Below are 12,270 nucleotides of genomic sequence, written 5' to 3' on the forward strand. Positions count from 1 at the left end.
CGGAACTCGAAGGCACGATCAGGAGAGAAGCATGAGCCGCCTGCATGTCGAAAACCATCTGGTGTCGCGCATCGGTTGGCTGCGCGCCGCCGTTCTGGGAGCCAATGACGGCATCGTCTCGACCGCGAGCCTGATCGTCGGCGTGGCGTCGGCCGCCGCNCCGACCTCGCAGGTTCTGGTCGCNGGCATCGCCGGGCTGGTCGCGGGCGCCATGTCGATGGCTGCCGGCGAATATGTCTCNGTCAGTTCCCAGTCGGACACCGAGAANGCCGACCTCGCCCGCGAACGCGAGGAACTCAGGACCCAGCCNGAATTCGAGCGCGAGGAACTCGCCCAGATCTACGTCAAGCGCGGTCTGGAGACGGGCCTGGCGCGCCAGGTCGCCGATCAGCTGATGGCTAGGGATGCTCTGGCCGCGCATGCCCATGACGAACTCGGCATTTCGGAAATGACCACGGCGCGGCCGATCCAGGCGGCGCTGACCTCGGCGGCGACCTTCAGCGTGGGCGCGGCGATGCCGCTCATCATGGTGCTGGTCTCGCCTCGCGCCACGCTGGTGCTGGCGGTGTCGGTAGCCTCCCTGCTTTTCCTCGGCTTGCTGGGCGCCATCGGCGCCAAGGCCGGCGGCGCCAACATCCTTCGCGCAACCCTGCGCGTCACCTTCTGGGGCGCACTGGCCATGGCACTCACCGCCGGCATCGGCGCGCTGGTCGGCACGGCGGTGTAGGCGGCGGGCGGACGGCTGGGACGCGACCGTTAGCTATATACGTGGGTTTGCCTCGCGCTGTCGCCCGCGGGGCATTCAGCACGAGGTCATTCCTGTTGCTTGCTGACTTTGTCGCGAGCGGCCCAAACCTCTACGAGCAGCATCGTCACCGTAACAGCCAGCGGCCCAAGTATGAATCCGGGAGCCCCGAACAGGGCGAGCCCGCCTATCATGGATATGAAGGCGGGGATTGTGTGAAGCCTCAGCTGATTCCCTACGAACATCGGTCGAAGGACATTGTCGATGCCGCCCACCACGATGCCGCCCCATACAGCTAGGATCAACGCCTTACCCCAGTCGCCATCGAGCAAGAGCAGGATTGCCGCCGGTATCCACACGATGAACGCTCCCAGCACCGGCACGACGGAAAGCACGCTCATCACCACGCCCCAAAGAAGGGGCGTCGGCAACCCGAGTATCCAGAACATCAGACCGCCCAAAGATCCCTGAACGGCCGCGACGGCCAGCGTCCCGTAGACCGTGGCGTGGACGGTATCGAACACCCGCTGAAACAGTCGCTCGGTGTCGGTGCTCTCCAGCGGCATCCAATCGCGGAGCAGGCGGGCGACCGCGGTCCGATCACGCAGGAAATAGAACAGCATGTAGAACGTCAGGACGACTTCGGCTGCCTGCAACACCGAGCCCTTGACGAATGTGGCACCGGCGTTGCTGAGCCATGTTGCGAGGCTCGCCATCATCGCGGGCAGATCGACCTGTTGATCGATCCACCTTCCAATAGGTGCGATGCCAGGATGGGTTTCGAGGAGACGTTGGATCTCCCCATCAGCCACACGAGTTCGGACAGAGGCTGCCCCGGAAGCAGCTTCCTCGACCAAACGCCCTACCAGGAAGGCTGCCGGAACAGCGACGAGCAGCACTATCGTCAAAACCGAAACCATCGCCGCAAGGCTGGGATGTTTCAACTTCGTCTCGATCCAGCCATGGAAAGGAGCAAACAGGATTGCCAGTGACAGAGCCCACGTGATCGCGCCCAAGAATGGTTCGGCCAGAAGTGCGCACACGACAATCCCAACGATCACGGCGGCGCCTAGCACCACCATGCCCGCGCGGCTTCCGCGAACTTGTGAATTGCCGGCGTTCATTTTCCCAACACCGAAACGGTTCGTCTGGGCGTTTCCTTCACGTTCCAACCTTTGTTGCCACCTAACTCTTCTCCAACCGACGACTGATAGTGGAGCGGCTCCTTGACCCGGCGCTAGGCCTTCAGTTGCTGCCTCCAGAGTGGCTTCAGCAACTCCAGGCATGCCAGCACAGCAAATCCCGCGGCAAGCGTCATAGCGAGATCGTCGAGATGCAGCGGTCCGAAGCGGAAGAGGCTGGTGGCAAACGGCCACAGAAGCGTCCCCGCCAGCATTGCAGCAACGACCGCGACAACAATTACGAGGGACCGGTTCGGCCTGTTAAGCGCGGCCAAAAGGGATGCGCTGAAGGAGCGATTGACAAAAATCAGTCCCACGATTGTCAGCACCAGCGAGAAAAACGTTAGCGCCCGGATTTCGTTCTCGGCCATGCCCTGCCTCAGGGCGACAATGTAGATGCCCGCGAGAAGCGCGAAGGCGAGCGTCCCCTGGATCAGCCCCCACCTGATCAATGCCCCGGAGAACAGTGGCGAGTCCGGATTGCGCGGCGGCCGGCGCATCACATCGTCTTCTTCGCTCTCGGCCTCGAAAACCAGTGAACAAACCGGATCGATCACCATCTCCAGAAAGGCGATGTGTATCGGTCCGAACAGGATCGGCAAGCCAAACAGCAATGGCAGCAGCGAGAGACCCGCGATCGGCACGTGGACCGCGAAGATGAACCCTATCGCTTTGCGCAGATTGTCGAAGATGCGGCGGCCAAGCCGAATGGCTTTGACGATCGAAGCAAAATCGTCGTCGAGCAGGACGATCGACGACGCTTCGCGCGCTACGTCGGTGCCACGGCCACCCATGGCAATCCCGATGTTGGCTGCCTTGAGGGACGGCGCGTCATTGACGCCGTCGCCCGTCATGGCCACGATTTCACCGCTCGACTTCAGCGCGCTCACGATGCGAAGTTTCTGTTCGGGCATGATGCGCGCGAACACGGTTGCGGTTTTCAAGCGCAGTGCCAGTTCGTCGTCATTGAGCGATTGCATCTCACTGCCGGTCACCACGCTTTCAGCGTCAAGGCCAGCCTGACGCGCGATTATTTTGGCGGTCGCAGGGTAGTCGCCAGTGACCATCATAACCTTGATGCCGGCGGAACGGCAGTCGCTGACGGCTTCGGGAACGCGCGCGCGCAGCGGATCCGTCAGGCCGACCAGCCCGAGAAATTCGAATTTGAAATCGTGTTGCGTCTGCGGCAAGTTGGTGCCGCGATGAGACCCGCGGGCCACGCCGAGCACACGCAGCCCCTCGGACGCCATGGCCTCGACCGAGTTCTTCAGGGCCTTGAAGTCCCTTGCGTTCAGATGGCACAACGCCCCGATCGCCTCTGGCGCGCCTTTTGCCGCAACCAGCGAATTGCCATCGCCACGTGTCGATTGCCAGACATTCGACATCGCCAGCAGTCCGGGTCGAAGCGGATAAGCGTGGACCAGTTCCCAATCCGGTTTGTCCAGAAACTTGTGCTCGGACAGCCGTTCCTTGCCGAGTTTGTGAAATGCGATCTCCATGGGGTCGAAAGGAATCTGGGCGCTGGCAAGCACACCCGTCTCGACCAGATCGGCGAATGCCGCCGGCAGGTCGGTGCCCGGCTTGTCCGCCATCCGAAACAACATTCCATCCGCCGACCGAAGTTCGGCAATCGTCATCCGGTTCTCGGTGAGCGTGCCTGTCTTGTCGGTGCAGAGGATCGTCGCCGAGCCAAGCGTTTCGATCGCGGCGGCCCTGCGGGTCAGGACGCGCGCCTGCGATATGCGCCACGCACCCATGGCCATGAAGATCGTGAGCACGACGGGAAACTCTTCCGGCAGCATCGACATGCCAAGCGCGATGCCCGCGAGCACGGCGTCAAGCCATCCGCCGCGCAGAAGCCCATAAAGCAAAACCGCGACGACGCTGACTCCACCGCCGACCATGGCGAAAATACGCACGACGCGCCGCATTTGTGCCTGCAATCGCGGCGGTTCTGTCTCCATTGAGCTCAGCGAGTGGCCTATCTTGCCGATTTCACTTCGTGACCCAGTCGCGACGACCTCGCCAATCCCTGAACCGCGGACGATCAGGGAACCCGAGAATAAGAAAGGCAGATCGTCGCCGCCTGGCCGGTGCTCGGTCGTTGGCGGTGCGCCGTCGGCGGCAATCTTTCGGACCGGTACGGATTCGCCTGTCAGCAGGGATTCGTCGCTCTGAAGGTCCTGGCTCTGGAGAAGTCTGGCGTCGGCGGGGACCCGGTCACCCTCGCCGAGCACGACGAGATCTCCCTGGACAACTTCACGACCGGCAATGCGCTTGCGTTCACCACCGCGTATGACCAGGGCGCGAGGGCTGGTGAGGTCACGCAATGCCTCCAGGACGCGCTCGGTGCGTGTCTCCTGGATGATGGTTATGCCAATCGACATTGTGCCAAATGCCAACAGGATAAGCGCTTCCTCCAGATTGCCCAGAAGCAGATAGACGATGCCTCCGCCGAGCAGGAGCGCAAGCATGGGCTCGCGAATGACCTCAAAGGCTATTCTGAATGGTGTGCGCAGATTGGACCTGGGCAGCTCGTTAGGGCCCTCGGCGAGAAGTCTGGCCTGAGCCTCGGTTTCGCTGAGGCCGCTTAGGCTCTGTTCATTTGCCGAAGCACCAGCCGCACTTTGCGCTTTCCCGAAACTGGGCGCTTCTATGGGCTGCATCTAGTCCCTCTCGGCAGCGAATGCTCGCTGCATTTGCCTGACGATCTTGGCTCGACCTCGCTCATCCGCCGCCGAGTTCACCACCTCGCTCACGTCCGGCACGAGCCGGGAGAGATTGCTATGCAAGTCGAGGTGGCCGGCGTTTTCCGGCTTTAACCCTGTCACGCAACATGTCGCGCCATGGAAGCGCAAGACTGAATGCTGATCGCGATCCAAGATCGTACGCCTAATGCGACATCAAGACCGGCAAGCGCAGGTCCGACAGAATGCCTTCCGTGGCCCCACCCAGCACAAAGTCTCGAAGCCGCGAATGGCCCCATCCACCCATGACAAGGAGGCCGCCATTGATCCTGATGGCGTGCTCCTGAAGCGCGGCGCCGATTTCATTGTCGCCGGCGTGAATCGACTCGGCCTTGGCCTTGAGGCCTCGTGCCGCTAGTCCATGCGCCAGACGATCGCCGATGTCCTCTCGCGGCAGTAACTTTTCATCCGTCACGGTGACGACCGATATGGCTGATGCCAGTTCCAGGAATGGCCTGGCATCGGCCACGGCCCTTGCAGCCACGCGGCTGCCGTCCCAGGCGATCACCACATGATCGAGTGCAATGACATCTTCGTGACCTGGAAGAATCAAAGTCGGGCGACCAGAGCTGAACACAAGCTCCTCGGCAGTCATCCGGGCAGCTTCGTTGCCTTGCGTCCAGCCCACGAGGCAGAGGTCGAAGTAGCGGCCCTCCATGGCTGCACTTTCTCCCATCAGTGCGGGCTCAGCCTTCAGCTCCTGCCTCGTCAGCGGCACGCCGCACCGCGCGGCGTCGGCCGCGAGCGCGTCCAGCAATGCCTGGCCTCGGCTTCGGCTTGCAGCCTCGACCTCGCGTATCTTGGCGGGAAGGTCGAGCAGAAAGCGGGACAAGGCATTCGAAACGTCTGGGATGTCGACGTTGATGACCGCCGCATTCAGCATTGCGTGGAGATGCCGTGCTACCGCCGCTGCGTTCGATGTGACCTTGGAACTTGGCGGATCTGGATAGGTCGGCAAAAAGACAGATGCCAGAAGTTGCATTGTTAGCTTTCCTTCGACGACGGCAAAACGGCCAGAGGCTTTCTCGTCTGACTATCGCGATTTCGTAACGATGCGCCTTGATGCACATCAATTTCCGCGCCCCTCTCGCCACTCAACCGACGGCTGACCTACGGCAATCAGCGGAAGCGGCTGCCTCTGCCATGGGGCGATTTCGGTTGGCGAGGAGACGGGCAGCCCAGTGTGCCAAAGCTGCGTTGGCGCAACGCTCCTACTAGCTTAGATGCAGGTGCCTAGGGTGGCTTTTTGGGCCAATCCGCTGCTGTGATGCGCCACTCGGCTATCCTAAAAGCAAGGCGCAGATCAACATGGCCCCGGTGCGCCATAAGACGACCGCAATGGGCTTGCGAACATAATGCTGCATTAGGATGGGTAAGCCGATCTGCGATGAGCGACGACCTGGAGACCCTGCAGCGAGAGACATTCGACTACTTCATCCATGAGGTAAACCCGGCCAACGGTCTCATTCGCGACAAGACAGAAGCCGACTGGCCAGCCAGCATTGCCGCCACCGGCCTTGCGCTGGGGTGCTACCCAGTCGGGGTCACACGCGGTTTCATAAGCCGGAGGGCGGCTGCGGAGCGAACGCTAGCCACACTCCGCTTCTTCTGGAACAGTCCTCAGGGTCCAGAGCCAGAAGCCACCGGATACCGCGGCTTTTACTATCATTTTCTCGACATGGACACTGGCCGGCGGGCCTGGCGATGCGAACTGTCGACCATCGACAGCACCTTGCTGCTGGCCGGAGCCTTGGCCGCAGCCTCATTCTTCGATCGGAAAACAACGGTCGAAGCAGAAATCCGATCCTTGGCCGACGGGCTTTACCGAAGGGCTGACTGGCGCTGGGCGCTCAACAAGGGCAAGACCGTCACCCACGGCTGGACTCCCGAGACTGGCTTCCTGAAGTATCGGTGGAAGGGTTACGATGAGGCGCTCCTTCTATATGTCCTGGGCCTTGGCTCGCCGACCCACCCTCTGCCCTCAAGCAGTTATAAGGCATGGACCGCCACGTTCCGATGGCTGCACGCCTACGGTCACGACTATCTCTATGCTGGCCCGTTGTTTATCCATCAACTTTCGCACGTGTGGATCGATCTTCGCGGTCTGCAAGACGCTTTCATGCGCGACAAGAAGAGCGATTATTTCGAAAACAGCCGACGCGCTACGCTTGTCCAGCACCACTATGCCCTGGACAATCCACGCGGTTTCGACGGCTATGGAGAACATTGCTGGGGCCTTACCGCCAGCGATGGCCCTGGGCCTTCCACGATCAGACTGAAAGGCATCGAACGCCGGTTCCTGGATTACGCGGCGCGTGGTGTCCCGTTTGGTCCCGATGATGGGACGCTCGCCCCATGGGCCGCCGTCACCTCGTTGCCGTTTGCTCCCGAGATCGTGCTGCCGACAATCGCCTTCTGGATCCACAAGGCCAAACTCAAGTCCACCCGAACGTACGGTTTTGCTTCATCCTTTAATCCGACGCACCCGCAGGGCCAAGCCAAAGGGGCATTCGGCTGGTGGGTCTCACCCTGGCATTTCGGCCTGGATGAGGGCCCGGTCGTATTGATGATTGAGAATGCACGCAGCGGGCTGATATGGCGATTGATGCGCTCGTGCCCGTACATTCGCGAAGGCCTGCAACGGGCAGGTTTCGAGGGTGGTTGGCTGGAGCAAATCCAGCCACCTCGCCTGTAGGTCGGACGGTAACGCTTCACCATCGTGACGACGGCCACGCCCCCGCATGATAGTACCGATGATGTTCCTCCTGGCAATTCAACGGGAGACCGTCAGCAACAAAGTCAGCTTACTGGCAACTTCTTCCCAAGAGCCGACTGGCAGTTCTCGGCGCCGTTGCTGACAGACAGCAAGGCGCCTCACAGCGGTCGTTAAGATCAGACTGCCACCGGCCTGAAAGCCGACGCTGTGGGCCACGCCCCAGAAACTGTCTTCAATCTTATCGCTTCGCGACCCTAAGCTGCCCGAGGTCCAGAGCCTTCTGGATTCTCAACTGGCAAGCGAGGCTCGTCGAGATCCATATCATCTCGTAGGGGCTGCTCGAGGATCGCGCACGGGAACGGCTGCGGAATCTTGCCTCGCCCTCTTGCGGTAGCCTTGGCGCAAGCGCCGCCGAATACTGGCCTTCATATCTTCACGGCATGCTTCATGTTCGTATGTCCGAAACCATGCCCATCAGGAGCGTCGATGAAACAAACGGATGAGAATATTGCGGAGCGGTAGCCCAACGGCGGTATTTCGCCGAAGTCCCGGGCTGTGATGCGCGACCGCTCATGCTGTCAGCGTCAGAGCTTGCAAATCCCGTCACTTTACACAAAACTTGACCATCGAGGCCAGTCATCCGGGGGATGTCGGTTTAGTCAATTCAAAAAATGAGGATGCTAGGCGATGTTTGCAGTCATACGCGCTCATTTTACGACCACTCCAGCGAGCGACGTCTGGTCCGACGCCGAAATGCGGAACTGGCTTGACCCTACAATACCTTACAGCGTCGCCCATTATTGGTCCCAAACGTCTTTCTCGCAAATCGATTTAAGTTATCAGCTGTTGCCGATACTTCAGCTTGCCGACCCACGCAATGACCCGAATTTCGGCACGTCGGCCCGGGACAGGCTTGTGAATGGTGTCCTCGCCGGGGCGACTAACCAGTGGGACCCAGATTGGTCCACTTTCGCCCACGTCGTTATCTGGTTTCCTGCCGCGATAGATCTTCACGGCGGCGGCAGCTACAGCGTCAAACGCAAGGACGGAACCGGCGGACGAAGCATGGTCGTTGCGGTCGTCAACAAGGGTGCGCGGTTCGACACGATCTGTCAGGAGTTTGGGCACAATTTCGGATTTCAGCATGAACGAAATAAAGCGGGAGGCGAATACGGCAGTCCCTATTCCACGATGAGTTCCGCTGTATTCCCCGATAACGCCTTCGAGCGCCCTGCCTCTCCACAGCTTCCGGCAGGTCTTGCGCCTTTCGACGGCAACCCTCCGCCTACGACGGATGTCATGCGCATAGCCGGTCCGTATGTTACCCCCTTGCAGTTCTTCGTGAAACGGACCGGAGACTTCGTGCATGCCGATTCGGTTGAAGAGCTGCCCGCCACATTCCAAGATGCCCACATCAACGTATACCTGCGAGCGCTCGATGCAGGAGTAACGTCTTGGCCAACACGCCGTAAGGTCTTGGCAGTCGTTCCGCCCGCATACGGGGACGCAAATGGATATGGAATCGAAATTCGCAGACCGCGCGAGTACGACCAAGGTCTCAATGCGGCTCCAGCACCCGGTATTTCAGGTGTCGCAGGCGCCGTGATTCATTCTTTTGATCCTTCCACCAAACTCATTACCTATGTTGGTTGCATACCGTTTGCTGACCTTGAAGGTGATCGAGACTACCGGATCGGAAATTTGGTCATCCGACTCAACAATTTCAACGAAGACTCCGATTTTGCGAGCGTTACTGTTGGTGGGTCTAAACTGGGCAAAGCCACGATTCAGTTCGCACCGGCGCAGATCTCGTCAACCGTTACTTACACGACAGATTGGGAGTGGGTGTATGCAACTCCGTGCACAATGTTTCCTGAAAGCTCATACGCCCAGCGCAGCCACCTAAAATGCACCAAAGTCGTCCTGACGGCTCTCTCCCACGGGTATGAACAGCCGGGATACGTTTGGACAATTAACGACGTGGCAGTCGACCCTGCGCAGACCAGTATGGAAGTTTCGGTCAATGTGCGGTCCGGCGATCCAGGTCCAGGCGGGCAGTTTCGAAGTGAAGGCATCACCGTAAAGTATCGAACTATAGATAACCGCCTGGAGTTCGAATCCGATGCGCCGTATTCGGAGTTCAGCCTGAGTGTATCTGCAACGGTGAGCGAAACGCTAACCGCTGCTGCCGCGTCCACCCCCGCTCGCTCCGTATCAACAGACGTTGCATTCCAGAATATAGAGATTGAATGGTCGCTGCCCTACCTCGAAAAAATGGTGCAGTGCTGGCGCGAGCACATCTACCAGTGGACCCCCGAGGACATGTTCGGCATTCCCACGGGCAACGGTGCCGTTGCCGTCAAAATGCGCCAGTTCCAACAGCTCCACGACCATCTACTGGCGACGAATCCTGAACTCGCGGAAACCCTCACGAGAGAAGTCCTAAAACTCGGAAATATTACCAGGGATGATCTTTTTGCCCAGCCTGGCCCCTGACTAGAACATCGGCTTCCGGCAGCAACCCCAGCAGCTAATCTGGATCCGGACCGATAACCCATCTGCCGCCTACGACGATCCGTGCCTCCCGGTCGGTGCGCTTGACCAGCGACAGAATGACTGGGCCCATGTCAGCGCGTAAAGCTGGGAATTGAGAGCATGACAGGGTGGCGCGAGGTGCCCCGGCTCCGGTTGGGCTATCTGGAGAACTCCCGGCTGGACAGTCTGGTGACAAGGATTCTCTAGGTCTTTATATGCGAACAATGAGACGAACAGCTATCATAGGAGCCCTGTCGCTTGCCTGCGTCCCCGCCGTGCTCGCGGCTACCCATTCGGGCCGCGACGCGATCGTCGAGGCGCGCCAAGCTTCAATGAAGGAGATGGCCGCAGCGGCAAAGACGATCGCCGGGATGTTCGATGGCAAGCGGGCCTATGACGCCGCTGCATTCAAGGCAGCGGCCGAGGCTCTCCGCGCCCGCGCCGGCCCTACGCTCATCGCCGAATTCCCGGGCGCCTCGCTGGGCGCGCCATCGAGCGCCAAATTGGAAATAAATCAGGCCCGGCCGGAATTCGAGGCGCTGGCCCGTCACATCGGCCGGCTTACCGACGCCCTGGCCGCCAAGGCCGAGCAAGCGCCGGCCCATATCAGCGACGAGATGAGAATGGGAGCCGGCCTGGCGATGGATGGCGGCAGCCTGCTCGGCAAACGGCGGGGAGCCAGCGAGCCCGATCCCGCCAAACTGCCGGCGGAGCATCTGTTGCATCTCATCCTGCAGGACTGCTCGAGCTGCCATTCGAAATTCCGGCAGAAGGTCGAATAGGACGGCTGAACGCGAACTGGCTCGGTCGGCAATCTGCAGCCGATCGATTTCTTTGGGACTTGACCGGGCCGCAAGGCACATTTCTGGCAGGAGCCACCTTCACCGTGCTGACGCTCGCAGGGTTGTTTGTCATCCGCGGTCGGTTGAAAGGGCGGGCAGATGCCTGAATACCTCGGCGCCAGTGCACTGGCCTCCACCCATCAATTGTCCCCAAGGCCGAGTACGCATTGACTCTTGAGGCCGAACCAAGGATCTGCCCATGTTTGAACTCGACGCCGCGGTTACACACGCAATCAATGGATTGGCGGAACGCAGTGCGGTCGTCGATTTTCTGATGATCTGGGTTTCCTCCATCGGCGTCCCGCTTCTGGTGCTTGCAGTCGCCGGACAATGGTGGCGGCAAGCCGAAAGGCCTCACGTTCGCCACGCGCTTGTCGCGGCCGGACTCTCGTTCCTTCTCGGGCTCGGCTTTAATCAGCTTATCCTACTCTTCGTTCACAGGATGCGGCCCTATGACAGCGGCGTAACTCATCTCCTGATCGCCCCCAGCGGCGATCCATCATTCCCCTCTGATCACGCGACAGCGACGTTCGCGATCGCGGCGGCGTTCCTCCTGCATGGCATGCGGCGCGTCGGGGTGGGCTTCCTCGCCGCTGCTGCGCTTGTCACCTTCTCGCGCGTCTATATCGGAACCCACTACGTCAGCGACGTTCTGGGTGGAGCGCTGACCGCGGTCATTGCGGCCCTTATCGTCCGCTCAGCTTTCCGGGAGGACACCCGCATCGATCGATGGGTGACCGGAATTCTGTAAATAAGCGTCGGCGACGGAATGTCCGGGGCCGCGACTGGAAATATTGGGAAGGCTCCACATGTGCCATGAATCCTCCTCACCGAACCGGGTCAATCGGTCTCGCTTGCTCGCCTTTGCCCTTGCCTTCCTGATCACGTCGCTCGTGACCCCGGTTGCCATCAGCGCTGCTCTCGAAGCTAAAACGGCAGGCCTCGCCGATGCGACGGTGCTGATCATACGTCATGCCGAAAAACCGGATAGCGGGACCGGGCTATCTCCCGCGGGAGAGGCACGAGCGCAGGCCTATGTCGGATACTTTCAGCATCTGACACTGAACGGTGCTACGTTTCGCCCCGACACTCTCATGGCGACCGCAGATTCCAAAAACAGCGCGCGCGAGCGCCTGACCCTCGAGCCTTTGAGCCAGACACTCGGGATTCCGTTGGATCTAAGATTCACCACCAAGGACATCGCCGGCCTTGTTCATGCCTTGAAAAGCGAAGGCCACCGAAAGTCCGTGCTTATTGCCTGGCATCACGGCACGTTGCCGCAGATCATAGAGGCGCTCGGCGGCGACCCGCACGCTGTCCTGCCCGACGGCTACTGGCCCGAAAACGTCTTCGACGCCGTCGTGGTGCTTCGCTACGACCATCATGGGAAGTTCATTCCGGGCTCCGAGCAACTCATTCGCGAAGATCTTGCAAACCCGCCGGGACTGATCAGGGGAGCGAATTCGCAATGAGGCCCTCCCCCGTAAAAAGCCTCCCCCGGGTG

At 60.3% G+C, this 12,270-nt stretch carries 9 protein-coding genes; 6 read left to right on the top strand and 3 right to left on the bottom strand.

The genetic code is table 11. From position 1 onward, the window contains the following. Positions 1-31: 31 nt before the first annotated feature. Positions 32-727, top strand: a complete 696-nt coding sequence (locus tag A3AU_RS0124630) for a VIT1/CCC1 transporter family protein (protein WP_027055253.1) — start codon at positions 32-34, stop codon at positions 725-727. Between the two features lie 86 nt (positions 728-813). On the opposite strand, the gene A3AU_RS0124635 is transcribed toward A3AU_RS0124630, so the two are convergent. From A3AU_RS0124635 to A3AU_RS0124650, 3 genes are all read right to left on the bottom strand, one after another. Then, the gene (locus A3AU_RS0124635; RefSeq protein ID WP_027055254.1) at positions 814-1,869 is read right to left on the bottom strand and encodes an AI-2E family transporter; all 1,056 of its coding nucleotides are present in this window, start codon (positions 1,867-1,869) and stop codon (positions 814-816) included. 113 nt (positions 1,870-1,982) lie between these two features. Then, complete coding sequence (locus tag A3AU_RS0124640; protein ID WP_051355455.1) at positions 1,983-4,592, bottom strand: cation-translocating P-type ATPase; 2,610 nt, start codon at positions 4,590-4,592, stop codon at positions 1,983-1,985. A gap of 226 nt (positions 4,593-4,818) precedes the next feature. Then, on the bottom strand, positions 4,819-5,655 hold the full coding sequence (locus tag A3AU_RS0124650; RefSeq protein WP_027055256.1) for a universal stress protein: 837 nt from the start codon (positions 5,653-5,655) through the stop codon (positions 4,819-4,821). Between the two features lie 405 nt (positions 5,656-6,060). Here A3AU_RS0124650 and A3AU_RS0124655 point away from each other — a divergent pair, with 405 nt between their 5' ends. From A3AU_RS0124655 to A3AU_RS0124680, 5 genes are all read left to right on the top strand, one after another. Next, entirely contained in the window at positions 6,061-7,368 is a 1,308-nt protein-coding gene (locus A3AU_RS0124655; protein ID WP_027055257.1) for a glucoamylase family protein, read from the top strand. A 708-nt stretch (positions 7,369-8,076) separates the two neighbouring features. Further along, on the top strand, positions 8,077-9,885 hold the full coding sequence (locus A3AU_RS0124665; protein ID WP_027055258.1) for a hypothetical protein: 1,809 nt from the start codon (positions 8,077-8,079) through the stop codon (positions 9,883-9,885). Positions 9,886-10,148: 263 nt separating this feature from the next. Continuing rightward, the gene (locus tag A3AU_RS0124670; protein WP_027055259.1) at positions 10,149-10,706 is read left to right on the top strand and encodes a cytochrome c; all 558 of its coding nucleotides are present in this window, start codon (positions 10,149-10,151) and stop codon (positions 10,704-10,706) included. A gap of 259 nt (positions 10,707-10,965) precedes the next feature. After that, positions 10,966-11,517 carry a phosphatase PAP2 family protein gene (locus A3AU_RS0124675; protein ID WP_027055260.1) on the top strand — a complete coding sequence of 184 codons (552 nt, stop codon included), beginning with the start codon at positions 10,966-10,968 and terminating at the stop codon, positions 11,515-11,517. Between the two features lie 58 nt (positions 11,518-11,575). Beyond that, entirely contained in the window at positions 11,576-12,238 is a 663-nt protein-coding gene (locus tag A3AU_RS0124680; protein ID WP_245235563.1) for a flagellar basal body-associated protein FliL, read from the top strand. Positions 12,239-12,270: the final 32 nt, after the last annotated feature.

This window comes from Mesorhizobium erdmanii USDA 3471 (genome assembly GCF_000472705.1).
Lineage (GTDB): Bacteria > Pseudomonadota > Alphaproteobacteria > Rhizobiales > Rhizobiaceae > Mesorhizobium > Mesorhizobium erdmanii.

What these genes read in the sequence shown, in the direction of transcription:
- A3AU_RS0124635 (WP_027055254.1), bottom strand. Translation starts at nt 1,869, where the DNA reads ATGAACGCCGGCAATTCACAAGTTCGCGGAAGCCGCGCGGGCATGGTG.
- A3AU_RS0124640 (WP_051355455.1), bottom strand. Translation starts at nt 4,592, where the DNA reads ATGCAGCCCATAGAAGCGCCCAGTTTCGGGAAAGCGCAAAGTGCGGCT.
- A3AU_RS0124650 (WP_027055256.1), bottom strand. Translation starts at nt 5,655, where the DNA reads ATGCAACTTCTGGCATCTGTCTTTTTGCCGACCTATCCAGATCCGCCA.
- A3AU_RS0124655 (WP_027055257.1), top strand. Translation starts at nt 6,061, where the DNA reads ATGAGCGACGACCTGGAGACCCTGCAGCGAGAGACATTCGACTACTTC.
- A3AU_RS0124665 (WP_027055258.1), top strand. Translation starts at nt 8,077, where the DNA reads ATGTTTGCAGTCATACGCGCTCATTTTACGACCACTCCAGCGAGCGAC.
- A3AU_RS0124670 (WP_027055259.1), top strand. Translation starts at nt 10,149, where the DNA reads ATGAGACGAACAGCTATCATAGGAGCCCTGTCGCTTGCCTGCGTCCCC.
- A3AU_RS0124675 (WP_027055260.1), top strand. Translation starts at nt 10,966, where the DNA reads ATGTTTGAACTCGACGCCGCGGTTACACACGCAATCAATGGATTGGCG.
- A3AU_RS0124680 (WP_245235563.1), top strand. Translation starts at nt 11,576, where the DNA reads ATGTGCCATGAATCCTCCTCACCGAACCGGGTCAATCGGTCTCGCTTG.